The following is a 22,286-nucleotide window of genomic DNA, read 5'->3' as shown; positions in this document are numbered from 1 at the left end:
ATTTTTTAGAGCAAAACAGGCCGACCTGATATATTTGAGGGGCGGTTATGCTTTTCAAGCTTTATTTTTACTCTATGAGCACCTCCGATGCCAAAAGGTTTGACCGTCTGACTTCGATTCTGATACAACTTCAATCGAAACGGGTGGTAAAAGCCGCCGATATAGCCGAGCGCTTTCAAGTGAGCTTGCGCACAGTGTATCGAGATATTAAAGCCCTTGAACAAGCAGGAATACCCATTTACGGAGAAGCTAGCAAAGGCTACTCGATAATGGAAGGCTACCGCCTGCCTCCGGTAATGTTTAGCGAAGAAGAAGCTTTTTCGCTGCTTACCGCCGAGAAAATGATGGACCGATTTGCCGATGCATCGTCCGCGAAACAATTTAAAGCTGCTATGTATAAAATAAGAGCAGTATTGCGGTACAAAGAAAAAGATCGTCTCGAAGCGGTAGAAAACAGTATTAAAGTGCTACCCAACGATTATATTCCTAAAACCAAGGACGATCTGTATATACAGCGGTTGCTAAAAACTATTGCCGACAAACAAGTAATTGAAATAGGCTATACCAAGGCTGATGCAGAAACCTATACCAATAGGACATTGGAGCCCATAGGCATTTATTATCACGGTAATTACTGGTATCTGGTGGCTTTTTGCAGACTGCGCAACGATTATCGCACTTTCCGAACCGACCGCATCAGCTATCTGAATGTAACCGATGAGGTATTTCATGCCTCCCATCCCACACTAGATAGTTTTATCAACAAACTCAAAAAGGAAAAAGAACTGGAGAAAGTAGTGATTGAAGTGGATACATCAATTCTGAAATATCTGGGGGATCAGAAATATTATTTGGGTTTCCTAAATCAGGAGATTAAAGGTGATATTACACGGATGACTTATCTTACCAGCTCCTTAGAAAATTTTGCCCGATATTTTATGATGATAGGCGAATTTGCCACCATTGTAGAGCCACAAAGCTTAAAAGATATATTAGTGAGAAATTTAAAAAATATAGAAAAAAGATTACAATGCTCTTAATTGTTGACAGGGTGCTGTCATAACCTCTTCGTTACTTAGTGTAATAAAAATTTAAACTTATGAAGCATCTGCCAATTTTTGCTCGCGAATTCGAAAATGAAGTATTAATCACCCGAAAGTTTTTAAGTATCCTTCCGGAAGAAAAATTCGACTGGAAACCACATCCTAAAAGCATGTCTTTAAGAGACTTAGCTACACATATAGCAGAGCTTCCCTCATGGATTGTCACCGTCTTTGATACTACAGAGCTTGATTTTACCGCAGCTGGGAATGCTCCTGCCCCGCTTACAACCCTCGATTCGTTATTGAGTTTTTACGAAAATAACGTCGCTCAAGCTCGAGCTTATTTAAATAATCCGGAAAATGAGTCCAAGTTGCAAGATTACTGGGTTTTACGTACGGGTTCAACCATTCACAGCAATCAGCCCAAAGCAGAAGTTATTCGAATGTGTTTTAACCAAACCGTACATCATCGGGCACAGCTGGGAGTATTTCTCAGGTTATTAAATATTCCCATCCCTGGCACTTATGGTCCCAGTGCAGATGAACTATACTAACCTTCTGCATCAATTGATATAATAAAAAAGCCCGTCGATTTACGACGAGCTTTTAGCTATAATAAGTTTCTATTAATCCATCTTTTCATCTACATTCACAGCAGCACGTAAATATTCTCTATTCAATCTTCCGATATTGGTAATCTTGATTTCTTTCGGACATACGGCTTCGCAAGCTCTGGTATTGGTACAAGCACCGAATCCTTCCTTATCCATTTGTGCCACCATGTTTAATGCACGCATTTCTCTTTCGGGGTCACCTTGAGGCAGCAATGCCAGGTGAGAGATTTTCGCCGATACAAACAGCATGGCCGAAGCGTTTTTACATGCTGCTACGCAAGCGCCACAACCGATACAGGTAGCTGCAGCGAAAGCCTTATCTGCATTTTCTTTCGGTATAGGAATCACATTCCCATCTACCGTAACTCCGGTATTTACCGATATATAACCTCCTGCCTGTATGATACGATCAAAGGCTGATCTGTCCACAATCAAATCCTTTACTACAGGAAATGCATTCGCACGCCAGGGCTCTACTACAATAGTATCGCCATCTTTGAAAGCACGCATATGCAGCTGACAGGTAGTAGTACCGTGCCAGGGACCATGCGGGCGTCCATTGATATACATGGAGCACATACCACAAATCCCTTCCCGACAGTCGTGGTCAAATGCAATAGGCTCTTTACCCTCTTTCACCAACTGCTCATTCAGCACATCAAACATTTCCAAGAAAGACATTTCCGAGGAAATATTTTTTACATGATAGGTTTCAAAACCACCCTTGCTATTTGCATCCTTTTGTTTCCACACCTTCAAGGTGAGGTTCATAGTATAATGTTCCATCTTTAATTAGTTAATTTCAAACTTTGAAGAACTGAACCTTTTGTCAATTCTCAAATAAATACCACGATCTACGAACAAGTAAATATCAATGGTTACAATGAACTATTTATAATTACGCTGGCTAGGCTTAATCACTTCGTACACTAGGTCTTCTTTATGAAGCTCCCAATTGCTTTCGCTGATATATTGCCATGCAGCTACATACATGAATTCGTCATCATGTCTCAAAGCTTCCCCGTCCTCGGTCTGGCTTTCTTCACGGAAGTGGCCACCACAGCTTTCTCTACGGTTTAATGCATCAATACACATCAGTTCTGCCAGTTCCAAAAAGTCCGATACCCGATTAGCTTTGTCCAGCTCCGGATTCATTTCATAGATGCCTCCCGGAATGCGCACATGTTTCCAAAACTCTTCTCTCAGTTGTCTTATTTCCCGGATTGCTTCTTGTAGTCCTTGCTCATTACGTGCCATGCCGCACTTATCCCACATAATTTTACCCAGACGTTTGTGGAAGCTTTCTACAGACTGAGTACCCTTCACATTCATCAGGCGCTGGATACGCTCGTTCACGGCAGCTTCGGCTTCAATAAAAGCCTTATCAGTAGTAGGAATGGGCTTCACGGAAATTTCATTAGCCAGATAGTTACCCAAAGTATATGGTAACACAAAGTACCCATCAGCTAAGCCCTGCATTAATGCGGATGCTCCCAGACGGTTGGCTCCGTGATCACTAAAGTTACACTCACCAATTGCGTATAAGCCCTGCACCGTAGTCATCAGCTCATAATCCACCCAAAGACCTCCCATGGTATAGTGAACGGCAGGATAAATACGCATAGGTACTTCGTAAGGATTTTCGCCGGTAATCTTTTCATACATATCAAAAAGGTTACCGTACTCCTCTTTCACCACTTCTTTACCCAAACGCACCAAAGTTTCTTCATCGGGATTTTGAATACCACGCTTATTAGCTTCGGCACGGCCGTATTTATTGATGAGATTGTATCTAAAATCAAGATATACAGCCTGCTTGGTGGTACCTACTCCGTAACCGGCGTCACAACGTTCTTTCGCTGCACGGCTGGCCACATCGCGAGGTACTAAGTTTCCGAACGCTGGATATCTTCTTTCCAGATAGTAATCTCTTTCTTCTTCCGGAATATCATTAGGCTTACGGGTATCATTGGGATTTTTTGGTACCCAGATGCGTCCGTCGTTTCTAAGCGATTCAGACATCAAAGTCAGTTTACTTTGATGATCTCCTGAAACCGGAATACAAGTTGGGTGTATTTGAGTGAAACAAGGATTGGCAAAGAAAGCACCTCTTTTATGTGCTCTCCATGCAGCAGTTACGTTACTTCCCATGGCGTTGGTAGACAGGTAAAATACGTTACCATATCCACCTGTAGCCAGTACTACAGCATGGCCAAAGAATCTTTCAAGTTGTCCGGTTACCAGATTACGTGCTATGATACCGCGGGCTTTACCATCGATGATCACCACATCCAGCATTTCGTGTCGGCTATACATCTGCACATTGCCCAATGCCACCTGACGTTGTAAGGCCTGGTAGGCACCTAATAACAACTGCTGACCTGTTTGTCCCGCAGCATAAAAAGTTCTTTTTACTTGTACACCACCGAAAGAGCGGTTGTTCAACAATCCACCATATTCGCGTGCAAAAGGTACCCCTTGCGCCACGCATTGGTCGATAATATTCACGCTCACTTCGGCCAGACGATGTACGTTGGCCTCACGCGCACGGTAATCGCCTCCTTTGATAGTATCGTAGAACAGACGGAAAACAGAATCTCCATCATTCTGATAATTTTTGGCGGCGTTGATACCACCCTGCGCCGCAATCGAGTGCGCGCGACGAGGAGAATCCTGAAAACAGAAAGCCTTCACACGATACCCCTGCTCACCCAAGCTGGCTGCTGCAGAAGCACCTGCCAAACCTGTACCCACAACAATTACTTCCAGCTTTCTTTTATTGGCCGGGTTCACTAACTTACAATGGCTTTTGTAATTGCTCCATTTTTCTTCCAGCTTACCCGCCGGTATTTTAGAATCAAGCTTCATTCAATTACGATTTATGATCCGAGATCTGTGAATTCGTATTTATCTCTTCTTATAAGGTCAGCTTCCGTGTAATAACTTACACTTAGCTGTAGTTCTATTACAAATAACTGCTTAGCTAATCCACCCTGCCATAAAACTGATGGGCATCATAATGAATGCACCACAGATAATAATGGCAAAAATCCACCCTGCAACAGTCAACAAATTAATATAACGCTGATTGGTTACACCAAACGTGCGAAAAGCGCTCTGAATACCATGAACTAGGTGCCAGAACAAGGCGATAACCCCGATGATGTAAATAATGCTAATAACAGGGAAGCTGGTAAACTTATACGCCATTTCAGCGTACAGATTGTGAAACTCTTTAGCACCTTCGGCGCCTGCAGGCACAATCTGATTCGTAGCCAGATCTATATATACAGGCTCCAGCCCTCCAAAACGGGAAGGTATCCAGAAGTCTGTAAGGTGTACCACCAGAAAAATCAGAATAATAGAACCTAAAATCCCCATGGCTCTGCTATACCACTTACTACCTCTGTTGCCCAGTTTTATAGCGTAACCTATTTTACGTTTGCTGCGATTTTGTACTTCCAGTACTAATCCCTGTATAATATGTAAAAGGAAAAATACAAAAAGACCAATCTCTAAGATACGAGGAACGATGCTAGCACCCATGAAGTGAGCAGCCTTGTTAAACATCACCCCACCGTCATTAGCCCATATACAGGCATTTAAACCGGCATGTACTACCAAAAAGGCCACTAAAAAAAGCCCCGAACCGGCCATTATAATTTTCTTTCCTACGCTCGAAGTAAAAATTTGGGACCACTTCATATATGATTACTCTAAATTGTGAATGCCACAAAAATAGCACAGAATTGTGAAAAGTTTACAAAAATGTGACAAATCGGTATGAAAACGATTGAAGGCTACAGTGGTAGCCTTCGAGATAACTCATCATCTATCTTCTTAAAAAGATGATAGGGCTTGTATACGCGCCAGTTCTCAATGTTCATGAGTTCCACATATCGGTTGAGTCGCAACCTGTTGAAATCATATTGGGTCTGAACGGGCATATTCAGGCAAATAATCCACCCTTCTTGATCAGCTAACTCATCGTACAATTCTTCATAATACTCGCTATCACTACTGTGGAAGTTCATTACGTTTTCTACAATTAAAATGAACTTATAAATCCCCTCCTTCATAAATACTTCCAGCACCTTCCTCTTCAGTGTCATGATATCATTTTCTACAGCATCATTCCACTCACCTATCATTTCAATGATAACATACCCTTCATCGTAATCGGCCATCAATACCTTCAGATATAACGTATTGCTACCAAAATAATCCCATTGAGGATGTATATAATAATTATAGATAGTGGATGAATATTCAAACTGAGAATGCTCTATACCGTAAAAGGGAGAACGTTCATCCTCTTCGCTCACATAAATGTGTTGCCAGTTATAATATGGTTCCAGATCGTGCATTTGTAGGGCAAAGTAAATCCATTTACACAAATCTTGATGAACTTACCAACTTTTAACAATATGGTTATTTTCTTTCTTCGAGTAGCCAAGATTTCAATGCTTCAAATTCAGGCTTCATCAATATTGATTTTTTAGGACGATGCATCATCTCTTCTAAAACGGCAGGCACCTCAACATCTTTTCCGGTAGCCTCCTTTACAGCATCGGGGAATTTTACCGGATGGGCTGTTTCCAGTATAAAGCCTCTTTCTGTAGAATGGTTCTCAAGATAGCGTTCCAATGCGAGATATGCTACTGCACCATGCGGCTCTAATGTATATTGATACTTTTCAGCCACTATTTTGATAGTAGCTAGTGTCTCCGCATCTGTGATAGTATATGCAGATAAGTTGTTCTTGAGTTCGGGAAATTGTTTATTATAGAGCTCGATAATTCTTATAAAATTGCTTGGATTGCCTACATCCATGGCGTTGGATAAAGTAGGCGTAGTTTGCTTAGGCACCAGCTCTTGTGTTTGCAAGTAGTGCGATACGATATCATTGACATTACAGGCCGCGATGAAGTGCCCCAAAGGTAATCCCGTTACTTTAGCCAGCATCCCCGCGCAGATATTTCCAAAGTTACCACTAGGCACACAAACCACAGGCGAAATAGATTTTTCTTTCCACTGCTTATACGCTAAGAAATAATAAATCTGTTGCGGTAACCAACGAGCTACATTTATAGAATTGGCCGAAGTAAGAAATTTTTGCTCATTGATTTCCTTATCGGCAAAAGCCTGCTTCACCATGCGCTGACAATCATCAAAGCTGCCATCTACTTCCAGTGCCGTAATATTATTACCCAGTGTAGTGAGTTGCTTTTCCTGGACAGGGCTCACACGGCCTTTGGGATACAATATCACCACATTCACATTCTCCACATTATAAAAGCCATTAGCCACGGCACCGCCGGTATCACCGGAGGTAGCTACCAGTACTGTTACTTCGCGATTCTCATTTCTTAAAAAATATCCCAAACAACGACTCATAAAACGGGCACCTACATCTTTAAAAGCAAGTGTAGGCCCATGAAATAACTCCAACGAAGCAATTTGGTCGTTGATGTTATTTAAAGGGATGGGAAAACTGATGGTTTCTTTTACAATCCTGTAAAGATTTTCATCATCGATGGAACCTGCCACATAGGGCTTCATTACTTCAAATGCAATATTAACATCTGCAATGCTTTCGATGTTTTTGATCAATGTCTCATTAACTCTAGGGAGTTTCTCAGGAAAATACAATCCTTTATCCGGAGCTTGTCCTTGTATGGCAGCATCTTTAAACGAAACAATCGGTGATTGCTGATTCAGGCTATAATAATTCATTTCAATTTACAATTGTAATAATACAAGATTCGTTATCGCTTTATAAGCACTTCATACTATTAAGCAATTTCTTCTACACCGTTTTTGTTAATGGTGGTCACATACACATAGTTTTCAATACCGAGTCCATCGTACACACTTTTCATGATCTCTCCTACCTTTTGTGCTGTAGCTTCTGCATCGCTTAACATAAATATAGACGGCCCCGAACCGGAGATACCTCCCCCCAGAGCACCTGCTTCTTTACACTTTTGTTTTACTTCATCAAATGCGGGGATTAGAATACTACGCACCGGTTCTATAATTACATCCTCCATCGAACGACCGATTAAATCCTTATCGTTACTCATAAAACCGGCTACCAGCCCAGCAATATTTCCCCATTGCTTAATAGCATCCTTCAGGTAAACCTGTTTCCGCAAAATCTGACGGGCATCGGATGTCCGCACTTCTATCTGTGGATGCACTACCGTTACATACAAATCAGGACTTGCCAATGGCACAATATCTAGCGGATGAATAGAGCGAATTAGCGTAATTCCACCCAAGATACAAGGAGTAATATTATCAGCATGCTTTACGCCGGTAGCCAGTTTTTCACCAATCATGGCTAGCTGTACCAGCTCATCACGCGAAAAAATGTTGCCCAGTAATTTATTTGCTCCTACTGCAGCACCGGCTGCACTAGCCGCACTAGATCCCAATCCACTACCGGGCTTTATGTGTTTTTCTATGACAACCTTTATTCCTTTATTAATACCTGCCTTTTCCAAAGCAGCCAACAATACCACCCCAGCTACGTTATTCTCAGGATCGGTAGGTAAATTAAAATCGTCTCTGTTTTCAATCACTACACCCGGTGTATCAATAAGCTCAAACTCCATAATGTCGTAAGGCTTATCGAGAGCCAATCCTAGGATATCAAATCCACATACCAGGTTGGCTACTGTTCCGGGAGATTTTATCTTAATACTCATAATTACTTCAGTTTACTACCAAAATTTAGGAGCTTATTGGGCCGCCCTTACTATATCAGCAAATACGCCACTAGCAGTCACATCAGCACCGGCACCAGCGCCTTTAATTACTAATGGCTGCTCGGCGTAGCGGGAAGTATAGAACAGCACCACATTGTCTTTTCCATATAGATTGTACAAATCATTATCTGGGCTGATATGTTGCAGACCTACTGCCGCTTTTCCATTTTCAAAAGTGGCTACAAATTTAAGCTTGCAATTTTTCTCCTTTGCCTCCTCCAACAATTTCCTGAAGTGTGCCTCATGGCGCTGCATACATTCGTAGAACGCTTCTACCGAACCTTCCATGCATTCAGCAGGCAGGAAAGCATTATTCACAATGTCTGACATTTCCATCTCATATCCAGCCTCCCGTGCCAGAATCAGGATTTTTCTCATCACATCAGTACCTCCCAAATCCAGTCGAGGATCAGGCTCAGTATAGCCCTCGGCTTGGGCCTGTCTTACCACCTCAGAAAAAGAACGACTACCGTCATAATGATTGAATACGTAATTGAGAGTTCCGCTCAATACTGCTTCTATTTTATGTACTTTATCGCCGCTATGTACCAGATCATTTAAAGTACCTATTACCGGCAATCCGGCGCCGACGTTGGTTTCGAACAAAAATTTGCAGTTATACGCGCTTGCCAGCTCTTTCAATCTTTTATATATTTTATACTCCGATGAAGCAGCAATCTTATTACATGCCACCACAGATACACTTTTCTGTAAAAATCGATCGTATACTGCCGCAACCTCTGCATTAGCCGAAATGTCTACAAATATGGAGTTACGCAGATTGTGCGAAAGTGCTATTTCTACAAAATCCTGCAGTGACGCGGGTTGTGCCTTAGGTAGCTCTTCCTTCCAACTTTTTAGATCGATACCCTTTTTATGGAACATCATATTGCGGCTGTTACTAATCCCCACCACATTTATCTTCAACTTTAAACGTTCCTGCAACCAAGCATTTTGCTGATCGATCTGCTCCAATAATTTAGATCCCACATTACCCACTCCTACAATAAACAGGTGCACCTGTTTGTAAGTGGTTTCAAAAAAGTCTTCGTGCAATACATTAATAGCCTTTGCTACATCCTCGGTCGACACAACGGCACTGATATTCTTCTCAGAAGAACCCTGTGCAATAGCCCTCACGTTAATACCATTTCTTCCCAAAGCACTGAACATACGCCCGCTTACACCCGGATGGCTTTTCATCTGCTCTCCTACTAAAGCCACGATCGACAATCCGGTTTCAACTTTTAAAGGATCCACCAACTGCAATGCCTGCTCTCCTGCAAAAGCTGCATCCACGGCTTGCTTAGCGAGCTCTGCCTTAGAGGCATCAACAGCCACACATATGGAATGCTCCGAAGAACTTTGTGTAATCAATATGACATTGATGCGCTCCTGACTCAAGGCCTCAAACAATCTTTTGGAAAATCCAGGTATCCCCACCATACCGCTTCCTTCCAGGCTCAGCAATGCAATATTATTGATGCTTGAAATGCCGCGCACAATATTCTCAGATGCAGCGGCCACTACCGATTGTTCATCATTTACTATTAAAGTACCAGGATCTTCGGGAGCAAAAGTATTTTTAATCCATACCGGTATATTTTTGTTCATCACTGGCTGTAGTGTAGGCGGATATATAACTTTCGCACCAAAATGCGAAAGCTCCATAGCTTCTCCGTAAGAAATGCGGTCAATCACCTTTGCATTGGCTGCCAAACGTGGATCGGCGGTCATCATACCGCTCACATCAGTCCAAATTTCAAGCGTGTCGGCATTCAGCGCAGCCGCAATAATAGCCGCAGTGTAATCCGAGCCACCACGCCCTATGGTAGTGGTAATACCCTTCTCATTGCTTGCAATAAATCCGGAAACGATATATACATCACAAGATTTATGATCCAATGTACGCGCGATATTGGGCAAAGTCAAGGAAAAATCAACTTGCGCCTGTGTGTAATTACTATTGGTTTTTATCATCTCCCGGGCGTCCACCCATTGCACTTTTACACCATCAAATTGCATATAAGCTGCAATAATCTGCGAGGACAACCATTCACCGTAAGCAGCTAGTCTGTCCTTAATACGGGGTGTAATCTCATTCAACAGAAAAATCCCGTTACAAATGTCTTCAATTTCATTAACTGCAGTTTTCACTATACTCAATAAGTGACTTTGATGTGCTACTGGGATGAGCGCTTTTACCGTATCGAAATGCCGTTTTTCAATTTCAGCAATCAATTGCTTGTAATCTTCATTACCCTCTGCAGCAAAAGCAGCCGATTTTAAAAGCATATCCGTCAGTCCACCCAAAGCCGATACTACTACAACTGCTTTATCCTCTCTGATAGTATTCTTTACAATAGATACAACCTTACTGATATTTTCCGCATTGGCTACAGATGTGCCACCAAATTTTAAAACCTTCATGGTTTGAAACAATTAAAGTTAAATGTTTAGGATTTTCTTTCAGAACAGCCTCCGAGGGCCCGAGAATGGTAATATAATAGCGTACAACCCTTAACGGGTTGTGGTAATGGTGGTAGTGGTGGTTGTGGACACCACCAAAATAATAGCAGTAGTATGTGTATAAGTTACTTGCATGAGCGGCACAAGATAATACAGGAATTGATTACAAACAAATTTTTTTGATTTTTTTTCTACGACAGCTTGACCAAAACACATATAAAAAACGGAAAAGGACAATTATCGCCCTTTTCCGTTTAAGCTAAAATTAATTTAGCGAAACGTCGTACAGTATTAGAAATCCTTTACACACCTGAATCCTACCGTAGCATTTCTTTCAAATCCCGGAGAAACTCTTAAAAGAAACTGTCTGAAATGCACCTCACGCGGTCCACCCTGAACATACCACCAGCTAGAAGTGGGATTATAATAAGAGCCGCCTTTCATAATTATATAGGTATAATTGCCTACCTGATAAATATCATTAGTAAGCTGCCATACACAGCCACTTAAATCATACAGACCATTGGGATTTACACCGTTTTTATACTTCCCTACAGGATACAGCTTGCCATCGCCTGTATTTGCTTGTGTACTATCCACTCCTTTTATTTTAAAAACTGTAAGGGTTCCTGTAACCGGCTCTTCTTCTCTCACAATGCCTTTTGCATCTTTTGTCCAGGGCCAGTCTCGGTAATCCGTGGTTTGCGCTGCATACTGCCATTCCACCTCAGTAGGCAATCGCTTACCGGCCCAATTAGCGTAGGCAACAGCATCTTCATAACTTACATGCACAACAGGATAGTGTTCCTCCCCAGAAACAGGTTTTCCATCTTTCCAATGCTTTAAGAAATTTACTGTATCCTTAGGCTGATAGCCACTGCTTTTCAGAAACTCATAATACTGTGCATTCGTTACGGGATATCGGTCCATCATGAAAGACGGCATATGATATACCTGCCCTTGATTGTAGGAGGGATATGGGATAAATTCGTCACCATTGGTAGCCTTAAAGGTAAATGTCCCTGCTGGAATTCTCACCATATCTTTTTCCTTGCCATTGGCTTTAGGTGTTCTACTCACTTTACTATTCAGCCTGGGAGTACCGGGTAAAATCTCATGAATATTTTCATCCAATAATATACCATTTGAAAATAGCTGCACTACAAATTTCCCCTCAAAAAGACCAAAATGCTCTAGCAATTTTATGGCATGCTTGCCGGCCTTTACCGTATAAGGAGTCTTTTCATATGAAGGATTACCGGCCCATATGCAAATACTATCACCTCTATCAGCATCTATATAAAGTGTATCGCCGAACAGTTGCGTACTAAGTAGAAGAGGAAATTGCGCTATACAATCCACAGCACCTTCATTATTAGTTCCTAAATATTTTTTGCTAAAGGCATCCGTTTCTACGGGTATATACACTTTACCGTTAATTACTTTCGGTTTTATTTCCTTATGATGCCAGATATCTACAAAATGCTTATCTGCAGCCGTATCCACTTCAAAGAGATAATCCATAAACCCTTCGGGGATGATGCTATAAATCGTATAAATGGTCTTCTCCTCACCAGGCCATTTATTGACGTATATAGAATCCCTTAAGGTGGGGATTAGTGGGGTGTAGTTCTTAGCGGTAAAATTATAGGTATTCTCTCGCAGAATACGACTCGTATGCCCGAGGTATCTGTATTGTTCATCTGCCCACTCTGGCTTACCCGGCCTGAAAATATTTAATTCAGTACCGTAGCCATTAAAAAAAGCGGTAGCATACTCTCGCTGAATAGGTTCCTTGAATAATTCTGCTACACGAAAAATAGCAAAATCGGGCTTTATAAATTTTGTAAGACTTAGCAAAGGAGGATAATATAATGCATTATGTACTCTTCCTGATACAATTCCTTGCATATCCTTTGGCACCGCCATTCCCTCACTGTACATGATCACGCCCTTCTTCACTCCATCTGCAGCCTCTTGCAATTCCTTACTCGACTCACCCTTTGTATCTAAGATGGCCCCATCACTATTGGTATTACGAATAATATCGGCTAGACCCAACACATGATCTTCAGCACGCGTACTCTCATCCCAAGGATTATATGCCACAAACATCTTTGTGTTCATCATGTGACAGGTATCCACCAATCGTCTAATCTGCTCCATTCCACCAGGGAGATCCCTAAACATGTCAAATTGATTACGCTGATCCAAACCCAGCGTTGGCCAAGTAGGCCAAATACCAATTACATCATCACCACCGTATAATTTCCTGCCTTTTCTTAAAAAATCTCCTAAATGAAATTTACCATCCGCTGCGTTATAATAATCCTTATCCCATGCCATCATGAGATGCATCACATACGCATGACGGATCCATTTTAAATCCTCTCGCTCAAATAATGAACTATCGAAGCTGTCAACATCATAAAGATAACGTTCTTGAAACATGAGTCGTAAACCCTCTTGCCAAGAACCTTTATAATAATCAACATACAAATGATAACTAAGGGAACCTCCCGGTTCTAACACATTTTCAAATCTGGATATAGCAGTTTTTACTGCTGACTTACGATCTCGTCGCATCAAAGCACATATAGACTTTGATGTGGTAGCATCCCAAGCACTAAATCCAAGTTCCCATGCATTATCGGGCAAAATACAATTGACAGGAGTGCGCCCCGAAAGAAAAATATGAGAGCGCGATAAGCCATGTTCCCCATAGCCTGTTATGTAAGCATTTTTGGCCTGAGTACCGAATGGCACAACATTTCTAAGATTTATTTTTTTATCAGAAACGTTTTGAAACGTAACAACTGCTTTATATCCGGGAGAAAAATCATTCTCTGGACGCACCGTTACTTTTATCAATGCTTTAACTTCAGAAGGTAAAACTGGTTTTTTGTCAAGCTCAAAAGACACAATTGGTAAAGGCGTAGGCAATAGAATATCATCAATTGCTGTAACCGTAGCCTCGTCGCTTATCTTTATCACCTTGGGGCTTTGGGCGCCTACAACACTTACGATAAATATACATAGCGTAGCAAACCATGTATGACGATAGGTAATTCTCATATAATTTATCAGTTTCGTATTACCGGAAATTCAGCAACTCTCAATATAGTGCATCCAAAAGGGATCAGTACTATTTTGTGCTCCGGCAACTCGCGCAACAATGAGCTACCTGAAACGGTGTTACCATTAGGCTGTGGCCCTGCCATATTATTATACATTGTCCAAAATGGAAGTTGTCGACCGACTGTTTCTATGTGTATAGGAGCATTTTGCGCGCGCCATGGATAAGCGTCTTTAGATATATGTTGCTTTACCACCTTAAAATGTTCCTTTACATTTCTAACAGCATTTTCGGTAAATCCAAAATTCCAGGGCGTAGTAGGCTCATAGGTCACATATGTTGTACCGAATTTTGAATCTTTATCGGAGAAACGATGCTCTTCCTTTTTTCCATCCACCTTTAGTGCGTACACCAGAGGACCTCTTTCTACTGCTACCGATTGTTCATACCACCTAGACAGCGTCACTTCCATGGACAATTGCAGCTCAACTACATCGCCATTTCTCCATTCTTTGTCAAGTATGATGATGCCGTCTTTAACATCCACTGCTTGAGAATGACCATTTATTGAAATTTTAGGAGAAGAACACCACTTGGGGATACGAAAATAAAAAGGAAATCTTACCGCTGCATGCTTTTCAAATTGTATTGTGAATTGAATCGTTTCATCGAAAGGATAAAATGTTTCTTCTCTTATAGTTACGGGAATACCCGGCCCCACTTTCAAGTTCACCACACTTGGTGCGTATACCAATGCAGCCACACCATTATCGCTAGTAGCAAACCACAAGTGCTGCGTAAACTTAGGCCAGCCCTGATGCATATTAGATGTACAGCAGGGAAAACCTGTTAAAAATCCATAGAGAACATCAGTCTCTGCATGATTAATATCAAAATTGCGAATATCTCTACTAATCTTTACCTGATTTATTTGCTGAAAGTACTGTCTATTGATAAAATGCTCATCAATCTGAGAAGGTAATACATTAAAGGCGATACGCTCTAAATGATCTGCAAAATCGACATCTCCCGTAATGGCCAGCATATTCTCCAATGAATACATCAACTCCACAGCGGAGCAGAGCTCCGACCCCTGCGTAGGATTTGCTCCATGCATCATTTCGTCGGCACCGTACATACCAGTTGGAAAACCATGATAGTGCTTTAAGAGTTGTAGTCCAGTCTTTACAGATTGCACATCACTTATATCACCTGATTTTTGATAGTAAATAATGGGAGATTTTAACCCTTGAGCAAGGTTCACTCCGTGCATATTGTTAAATCGGGATATAATGGCTTCTGTTGTGAGATATGTTTTAAAGTCGAAAGTCTGCTTATGAATTAGATCTCCCAGTTCTAACAAGAACTTCTCTCCCGTAATATTATACAGCCAGTACACCACATTCAGATTATCTGCAGCCCTATATTCGGCCCAGAAACTCCAATGGCCTAAGGGTTTTTGCGGTAGCGTATTCAGCTGATATCGGAAATACTTTAATAATAGATCTATAATACGTTTATCATTAGTAGCTGAATAATATTGTTGAAGCACCTTCAACATCACCATCTTCGGCCACCAATCTTGTGCACGATCGCGCTGTAAACCAGGCTCCGGACCATAATCGGTCAAGGGCCCAAAATATCCGTTAGGCTGTTGACTCTTTATTGCCCACTCAATCCAGGGCTGTGTTTTCGCAATCAGCTCCTTTGAATCGAGAATATAAGCTAAGGGCAATAACCCATCGATCCAATAGGGCCCACGCTCCCATTGATCGCCATCTCCACCCAGCCAACCATTTCGAGGCCCCATTACACTGGGATAAAGTTCATCGAGCTTTCCTGTAGCACCATTTTTTTGTCTTATAAGCATCTCTTCCAACCAGCCACGTGCTTTGATACTACCTAGAGGTAATTCAATGTACTTTTTGGGCACTAAAGGTGGTCGATTATTCATATAATTTTGTCCCATAGTATTATAAACACAACTTAAAAAAGCACCTAGTAGTAAGAATATTTTCCATCCTCGCATCATAATTAAGTCCGTTTTAGATTAAAATTTATCTGCTTTATAAACTAGTTTTAAACTCATAAACATCCATCATCATGCGATTAATAATACCAGCCCAGATGTATGTTTTATGATACCCTCCCCAAGCTTCATCCGGACTATAGAATTCCCACAGATTATGATCTTTTTTCAGTACCTCAATCATTCCTTCACATATCTTATCAACTAAGGCAATAGCCTCTTTTTTATAACCATAATTCAACAGCCCCCGCATTATAAGATAATTCCATTCTACCCATACAGGTCCATTCCAGTATCCCTTAGGATTATAATAAGCATCTTGTGCTGACAGAGAGGGGACGCCATATTTTCTCCAGAATGCTGTAGTATCGGTTAGCTTAGCCACGAGTCTTTGTGCTTGTTGAGGAGTAGCTATTCCTGCCCATAAAGGAAGAAATCCGATAATCTCATCGCGTTTCAGATCGTTGCTGACTTTAAATGTAAAACTATGATCAACCTTATTCACATTGTAGTAAAAACCATTGACTTCATCCCAAAACACTTCATTAATCAGCTTGCTCCTCCGGGTATAATCTTCCCGCCATGTTAAAGCCTCATCTTTTAAGGACAGTTCTTCGGCCATTTTCTCAAGGGCTTTAGCTTCGTTTACAAGCATGCAGTTTAAATCCAAGCTTTCAAAATTGGTGGGATAGCCTACCTGATCCCATACTGCTACCAATGCGTCCCTTACGGATTCTAGTATTGCTTCGCCTCCCCATTCACAAAGACCATCCTTATCAGAGTCTCTATTGGCCACAACAAATTGGTAAAACTTCTTTGAAGACTCATACATTTCTTTAAGAAAGGCTTTATCCTTAGTAATCAAATACACCTCCCAGTTCAGCCAAGCATACCATGGAGCGGAGGAAGTAAGTTGCCCATTATGTTCTATGATTTCATCCAGATAGGAACCTGTTCGATAATTGATATATCCGTTAGGATATTGCCTTTCTTTATATACACGCTGCGAATTCATAGCGCTAACAGGGTCGATATATACATAGGCGAGCATTGTAATACTTTCATGAAAAACCTGTCCCCCATGTCCCCAACCCCAGGTAGGCTCTCTCGAAAACACATAGTAGTTATACGAAGATTTACCTTCAGGCGGATAAAATACCTGACGCATCATGTTATTGCAACTCCAGTATAATGCTTCCTTATCACTGCTTTCAAACGGCAATACGGGAGTTTTACTAAACAGGCGCTCATTAGCTTTTAGAAATAAATTATGATCTAATGCCCATACATTGTTCGACAATTCCAATAAATGATTTATAGGCTTACTAATTTCAGCAACACTTCTTTGTATATGTATTCTTTGCTCCTCAGCTGGTGCTAGCGTTATTCTTTTCTCAAATCCCACAATACGGGCAAATAACGACGAAGCGTGTTTTTGTAAAGAGGGTTGTGATAAATATTCATCAAATCGGGATTGTGGCAAATTATACACCTCATCAGAATGTATGCTTCTATTTCCTTGTTGATCTTTTGCAATAATAATGTAGCTTACTATTTGTCCTGTTGGGTGGCTCTTATCCACATAAAAGTTGCGCGAAATATCAGAAGCAATTTTTTCAAAATAAAGTTTTGGATAAACCCTTTTATATACATCAAACTTATTGGAACCATTTTCTTTCCAAAATATTTTTAATCCACTTTTAGTTCTTTCAAGTTTTACATTTATTGGCTTTTGCGGTCCCTCACAACTGCCTAGTTCAATATCATTTCGCTGCGAAGCAATTTGTGTTTTACTAATAACACCCTTATAACAAGAGCCCGATTGGGCATCCGCAGCCATAATGGTATATTGATCTACAATACCACACAAACCTGCATCTAATCTAAAATAGCCATCGTTAGTAAGAGCAGCTTGATTACTCCCCAGTACAGGAACATTTTCGGTAATCAATACCCGATCATTATCAGAAGGAAACAGTTGTAATCTTAAATGCTCATCTGCTTTATCGAAACGAACTTTGCCGGGCAAGAATGCTCTTCCATGGAAGAGTAATTGCGATTTTTGTTTTTTCACATCGGGAAACGGATATTGAAAAGCCTCTCCGCTTTCACTATAAAAAATAAAATAATCATCAGGCTCCTCTAGCATAGAAAAGTAATTCCGGATGCTATCTACATAAGGAAGATTATGAGAGCGTGTCCAAGAATCAGGGAGCTCCTCATGCAAAAAACTAAATCCTGTTTGAATTCTTGATATTTCACGAAAAGGAATGCCTTTTTTTCTCATAAAAGGCAATACACTTAATTGTACAGGCTTTTCTCCTTCGTTTTTAACTTTTACGCTAAGTATTGCACTAACAGAACTGTACACTAAAAATGAAACATAAACCTTAATATCTTTAAAAGGATACATTTCATATACTACCATATCTGGGTAGCTAGCTTTAATAAGTATCGGACGGTGCATGTCCTTTATTTTATAAACCCATTTCCCATCCATCAAAAAGCCAATACCAATATCCCCACCTGTATCAGTTATAAAATCAGCACCTGCATTAGGAATGTAATATTGAAAATGATAACCTTCGTCCAGAATAAAGTTAGAGCGCTCCATTGCTGCGGCATATGTAGTATAAAGCGGAAAATTACTGTCAGCACTAAGGTTTGAAAGGTACGGCCTTTGAGCATACGCATAAAATCCAATCAACCCATAAAACAATAGTAGTAGTATTTGTCTCTTTGTGCCTTTCATTATAATCAATCCAAGTATAATGTAAATCATTTTGCGCACAGAGCAAGGCGCCTTATATCTCGCATAAAATTAACCAACAACGCTTATCCAGAGCGGTTTTTGCATAGTGTTTTCTACTACTGCCACCGGGAACGTTTCCGGAAACGTTCCCGACTTTATATCATTTTGTAGATTCTCTTACAACAAGACTGGTTCTAAGTTTATAAGTTTTATGTTGAGATAATCCAGTAAGTATTTCATCGATTAGCAAACCCATAGCTAGCTTTCCTACTTCATAAGCTGGTTGCATAACAGACGTAATAGTGGGCTGCGTGATATTGCAGACAGGGTCATCATTAAATCCTACCACTTGTACATCATGCGGAACTCTTATTCCTTTTTTACTAAAATACTTCAAGGCCACAGCGGCACATAGATCGTTCACCATAAATATCCCATCCGGCTTTTGTGGTTGTTCCATTATTTTACGAATGGCCTTGAGTGCATTATGTTCAAATGACTTTGTTACTGCAATCATTTTTTTATCAGCCCTCATTCCGTGCGCTTCCAGCGCATCTTTATAGCCTTTCAATCGATTGGCACAAACTGTTAAATTTTGAGGTCCTGCAATATGCGCTATCCTTTTGCATCCTTTTTTTATAAGCAGCTCTACAGCCTTATAGGCGCCTTCATATTCATCCACAATAACTTTTGTGCAATCATATTGATGTAATATCCTATCAAACATTACAACAGGAATATTCATATTAGCAAGTGAATCATCATTTTTTGTTTCACTAGAAACAGATATTAATAACCCATCAACATTACAAGCTACAAGCCGTCGCACGCCCTCTTTCTCCTGTTGAAAACACTCATTGCTTTGATAAAAAATAATATGGAAACCCGCTTCATTGGCAACATCGGTCATCCCGCTTAGAGCCTGTGAAAAATAATGCGATTGGATAGTTGGTACAAGTACGCCAATAAGTTTAGACTGTCTGTTTACCAGACCTTGTGCAATAGCATTAGGCTCATAATTCAGTTCCTTTGCAAGGCTTACTACCAATTGCTTAGTTTTAGCACTCACATCTGGAGCATCATGCAATGCCCTATATACTGTAGAAACTGAAACATTAAGTTGTCTGGCCAGGTCTTTTATTGTTACCCTTTCCGGCTTCATTATAGGCAGTATAAAAATCTAAGAAAAATTATCAAAGGCGCACATTTCGAAATACAACCAAAAGATAAGCAATTCTAAGAATTTTCAAATATATAAAGCATACTGCCCATATAATTATATACCTATAATCAAAGAAAACTTGCAATATTAGGTGCTGCAATATTATTTTTTCAAAGAGGATTCGTATCTCATAGCAGCATTATAATCTACAACATAGCGCCACCAATTATTTAAATGGCCATCTTTTTTGTTGATTCCCTTGAAATGAGGAATATGTCGATACCACCAACACATATATCCCAGATGGCTACATTGCCACTCTTTACAATCCACCTGACGCGGTGCCGCAGAATAAATGTCGGGATAGTTCTTCCACCCATCTGCATGCGTTGGTACGATTAAGGAATTTTTCCAATCATAATCGGCCTGCGCATTGGGTGGAAAATGTATATTTCCAATGTGTGCTTTTCCAGCATCCACCTTATCGTATGTTGTAAAAAGCTCCCAATTATTTTTATCAACAGCCTTATTATCCCATCTTCCATACACTTTGCGCATGATTGACTCAAAGCGATGTCCGTAACTTTCAAGAGCCAAAGACATTTCCCTTTCATAGTTAAGCCCCATGATAGTAAGTAGATCTTTACAAGACGTATTCTCTACAGGGGTAGAATTAAGCCAAAATGCATTCTGTCCCGCAAAAGTAGACTCCCATGCTCCTGCATAAGGGAAGGTCCAAACCCATACTTCATGAATTTCACCTTTATCACGCATTTCACAAAATCCATAATAATCTAGAAATGCATTATAGTCAAATCGTGTACCATGTTCTTTAAAAGTTTTCCAACCAGGCTCATTCAATAGCTCCACCACACGCTCCAAGCTCAACATCTCATCAGAACCCTTAAGACGCGTAAAAAACTTATCGTCGTCATATATTTTCACTATCTTATAATTGATGGTGCCATGACTCACAGAGAATAAAGTATCTCTATACTGCTGTGTAAGAGCATAAGGATCATGCCACGAAAAAGTATAACCTGGAGTCTTAAATATTTCATGCAATCTTTTATTCCCCATAGAAGGTATTCGAGGATCCTGTATTACCACCGCTACCTTTATCCCCTGCTGCTCATCAACAGGTGGAGAAGAATTAGCTGTTCTTGAACCTGTATTTTGGGTAGAACAAGCTATCAAAAAAAATACAAAATAGAAAAGGGAATAATATCGATGCAGCATGCTACAATTATTAATTAACTTAATTAAAAGTACCATCTAAATAAGTACAAGGGAAAGTGACTGAAATTTTATATGTTCCGCTCCTCAGGAACTTCACCTGAGATCTCAATCGGGCATACCATCTGATAGCCCCCCACTCAGGTTCAGGCCATGGATTTAAAGATGCATATTTGATCTCTTCATATACTTCTCTTCGCAAAGTAGCCGTATCTAGTATGGAATAATCGTAGGTGCCACTTTTTTCAAATGTTGTCATAAATCCCGAGCTAACAGGCCATGGAGTCATTGGAAACTCAATCATGGCACCTTCCTCGGTATTCACCCTGTTCAATCCTAGTCTAAAATAACTATCCGTAGTAGTGCTATATATGTCATAATCTCTAGGATCGAAGATGCGGCCTTCAGCATCTTTAAACTGAAGTATTAAACGCACCCCAACATAAGGTGTATCAGCCACTCTGGTTAGTTGAAATAATTCCTTACCATTATTATCGTAAATATTTTGAATACGCTCCGGTGCTGTGGCCGCCTGAATATCATCGTATAGCGTAAAGGTGGTTTCCCCATTAGTATTTACTAGTAATATAGCAGTAGTTGCCATATTAATATCAAAATCTCTTCCACTTTGTGTTAGACGAATTTTTGCATAGTCCTTAATAATGCGCTCACCTTTTGAATTTTTTACTCTTACATCAATATGAAACACATCACCTGGATTTTGTAATGTACTTGTTGTCTCCAAAAAATAGAGAGAACCATTTGTTTTATTAATAATTATCGGTGGCGCTTTTTGCTCAGAAATCTTGGCCAAAACCTGCTCCAATGTAGTATCCGTCAAATAATTATAGGGTTGAAGCCATGACCGATAAGGTAGTTCCTCAAAAAATTGTTCTGATCTATTACCATTAGCATCCCTAATATTTTCAATATAGAACTCAACAGGCTGAGAAGAACCATCCAGCCAGGCCACATCAGTGCTGGTTCTAATTCCTATAGGCACATCAATAGTATCAGCTCCTTTCAGCCGAATCTCATCACTTATAAATCCTTTCTCCACTGGATCTTTCTTACATGCGTATATAACTAGAAACATCATGATATATACAAGTAGTTTCTTCATCTGTTACAG

At 40.4% G+C, this 22,286-nt stretch carries 15 protein-coding genes; 2 read left to right on the top strand and 13 right to left on the bottom strand.

The features are described from left to right. The first annotated feature begins 74 nt into the window (after positions 1-74). Both V2H41_RS02950 and V2H41_RS02945 read left to right on the top strand, forming a co-directional pair. Entirely contained in the window at positions 75-1,040 is a 966-nt protein-coding gene (locus V2H41_RS02950; RefSeq protein ID WP_330973629.1) for a helix-turn-helix transcriptional regulator, read from the top strand. A gap of 59 nt (positions 1,041-1,099) precedes the next feature. Continuing rightward, entirely contained in the window at positions 1,100-1,597 is a 498-nt protein-coding gene (locus V2H41_RS02945) for a DinB family protein (RefSeq protein WP_330973628.1), read from the top strand. 72 nt (positions 1,598-1,669) lie between these two features. Here the strand turns inward: V2H41_RS02945 and V2H41_RS02940 are convergent, their stop codons facing one another. The 13 genes from V2H41_RS02940 to V2H41_RS02880 all read right to left on the bottom strand — a co-directional run bounded on the left by V2H41_RS02940 (position 1,670) and on the right by V2H41_RS02880 (position 22,277). Beyond that, on the bottom strand, positions 1,670-2,443 hold the full coding sequence (locus V2H41_RS02940) for a succinate dehydrogenase/fumarate reductase iron-sulfur subunit (RefSeq protein WP_330973627.1): 774 nt from the start codon (positions 2,441-2,443) through the stop codon (positions 1,670-1,672). 102 nt (positions 2,444-2,545) lie between these two features. Next, positions 2,546-4,525, bottom strand: coding sequence for a fumarate reductase/succinate dehydrogenase flavoprotein subunit (locus V2H41_RS02935; protein ID WP_330973626.1), 1,980 nt, complete (start codon positions 4,523-4,525; stop codon positions 2,546-2,548). 111 nt (positions 4,526-4,636) lie between these two features. Further along, complete coding sequence (locus V2H41_RS02930; protein WP_330973625.1) at positions 4,637-5,362, bottom strand: succinate dehydrogenase cytochrome b subunit; 726 nt, start codon at positions 5,360-5,362, stop codon at positions 4,637-4,639. A gap of 95 nt (positions 5,363-5,457) precedes the next feature. Next, positions 5,458-6,024 carry a hypothetical protein gene (locus tag V2H41_RS02925; RefSeq protein WP_330973624.1) on the bottom strand — a complete coding sequence of 189 codons (567 nt, stop codon included), beginning with the start codon at positions 6,022-6,024 and terminating at the stop codon, positions 5,458-5,460. 64 nt (positions 6,025-6,088) lie between these two features. Then, on the bottom strand, positions 6,089-7,393 hold the full coding sequence (thrC, locus tag V2H41_RS02920; protein ID WP_330973623.1) for a threonine synthase: 1,305 nt from the start codon (positions 7,391-7,393) through the stop codon (positions 6,089-6,091). Positions 7,394-7,452: 59 nt separating this feature from the next. Further along, positions 7,453-8,370: a homoserine kinase gene (locus V2H41_RS02915; RefSeq protein ID WP_330973622.1), complete on the bottom strand. Its 918-nt coding sequence runs from the start codon at positions 8,368-8,370 to the stop codon at positions 7,453-7,455. A 33-nt stretch (positions 8,371-8,403) separates the two neighbouring features. Further along, on the bottom strand, positions 8,404-10,860 hold the full coding sequence (gene thrA / locus V2H41_RS02910) for a bifunctional aspartate kinase/homoserine dehydrogenase I (protein ID WP_330973621.1): 2,457 nt from the start codon (positions 10,858-10,860) through the stop codon (positions 8,404-8,406). Positions 10,861-11,190: 330 nt separating this feature from the next. After that, on the bottom strand, positions 11,191-13,974 hold the full coding sequence (locus tag V2H41_RS02905; protein ID WP_330973620.1) for a formylglycine-generating enzyme family protein: 2,784 nt from the start codon (positions 13,972-13,974) through the stop codon (positions 11,191-11,193). An 8-nt stretch (positions 13,975-13,982) separates the two neighbouring features. Next, positions 13,983-16,007, bottom strand: coding sequence for a beta-L-arabinofuranosidase domain-containing protein (locus V2H41_RS02900; protein WP_330973619.1), 2,025 nt, complete (start codon positions 16,005-16,007; stop codon positions 13,983-13,985). Positions 16,008-16,041: 34 nt separating this feature from the next. Then, complete coding sequence (locus V2H41_RS02895) at positions 16,042-18,756, bottom strand: amylo-alpha-1,6-glucosidase (RefSeq protein ID WP_330973618.1); 2,715 nt, start codon at positions 18,754-18,756, stop codon at positions 16,042-16,044. 160 nt (positions 18,757-18,916) lie between these two features. Next, on the bottom strand, positions 18,917-19,918 hold the full coding sequence (locus V2H41_RS02890; RefSeq protein WP_330973617.1) for a LacI family DNA-binding transcriptional regulator: 1,002 nt from the start codon (positions 19,916-19,918) through the stop codon (positions 18,917-18,919). A gap of 162 nt (positions 19,919-20,080) precedes the next feature. After that, a complete protein-coding gene (locus tag V2H41_RS02885; RefSeq protein ID WP_330973616.1) occupies positions 20,081-21,157 on the bottom strand; it encodes a hypothetical protein in 1,077 nt (358 codons plus the stop codon). A 19-nt stretch (positions 21,158-21,176) separates the two neighbouring features. Then, positions 21,177-22,277, bottom strand: coding sequence for a DUF5007 domain-containing protein (locus V2H41_RS02880; RefSeq protein ID WP_330973615.1), 1,101 nt, complete (start codon positions 22,275-22,277; stop codon positions 21,177-21,179). Positions 22,278-22,286 lie beyond the last annotated feature (9 nt).

It is taken from the genome of Niabella digestorum (assembly GCF_036409055.1).
Lineage (GTDB): Bacteria > Bacteroidota > Bacteroidia > Chitinophagales > Chitinophagaceae > Niabella > Niabella composti.
Note: the sequence above shows the minus strand (reverse complement) of the source record. Positions and strands in the feature narration are given on the sequence as shown.

Bases quoted from the DNA above. Each gene is read 5' to 3' on its own strand.
- V2H41_RS02900 (WP_330973619.1), bottom strand. From the start codon at position 16,007: ATGATGCGAGGATGGAAAATATTCTTACTACTAGGTGCTTTTTTAAGT.
- V2H41_RS02935 (WP_330973626.1), bottom strand. From the start codon at position 4,525: ATGAAGCTTGATTCTAAAATACCGGCGGGTAAGCTGGAAGAAAAATGG.
- V2H41_RS02930 (WP_330973625.1), bottom strand. From the start codon at position 5,362: ATGAAGTGGTCCCAAATTTTTACTTCGAGCGTAGGAAAGAAAATTATA.
- V2H41_RS02905 (WP_330973620.1), bottom strand. From the start codon at position 13,974: ATGAGAATTACCTATCGTCATACATGGTTTGCTACGCTATGTATATTT.
- thrA (WP_330973621.1), bottom strand. From the start codon at position 10,860: ATGAAGGTTTTAAAATTTGGTGGCACATCTGTAGCCAATGCGGAAAAT.
- V2H41_RS02895 (WP_330973618.1), bottom strand. From the start codon at position 18,756: ATGAAAGGCACAAAGAGACAAATACTACTACTATTGTTTTATGGGTTG.
- V2H41_RS02940 (WP_330973627.1), bottom strand. From the start codon at position 2,443: ATGGAACATTATACTATGAACCTCACCTTGAAGGTGTGGAAACAAAAG.
- V2H41_RS02915 (WP_330973622.1), bottom strand. From the start codon at position 8,370: ATGAGTATTAAGATAAAATCTCCCGGAACAGTAGCCAACCTGGTATGT.
- thrC (WP_330973623.1), bottom strand. From the start codon at position 7,393: ATGAATTATTATAGCCTGAATCAGCAATCACCGATTGTTTCGTTTAAA.
- V2H41_RS02885 (WP_330973616.1), bottom strand. From the start codon at position 21,157: ATGCTGCATCGATATTATTCCCTTTTCTATTTTGTATTTTTTTTGATA.
- V2H41_RS02945 (WP_330973628.1), top strand. From the start codon at position 1,100: ATGAAGCATCTGCCAATTTTTGCTCGCGAATTCGAAAATGAAGTATTA.
- V2H41_RS02950 (WP_330973629.1), top strand. From the start codon at position 75: ATGAGCACCTCCGATGCCAAAAGGTTTGACCGTCTGACTTCGATTCTG.
- V2H41_RS02890 (WP_330973617.1), bottom strand. From the start codon at position 19,918: ATGAAGCCGGAAAGGGTAACAATAAAAGACCTGGCCAGACAACTTAAT.
- V2H41_RS02880 (WP_330973615.1), bottom strand. From the start codon at position 22,277: ATGAAGAAACTACTTGTATATATCATGATGTTTCTAGTTATATACGCA.
- V2H41_RS02925 (WP_330973624.1), bottom strand. From the start codon at position 6,024: ATGCACGATCTGGAACCATATTATAACTGGCAACACATTTATGTGAGC.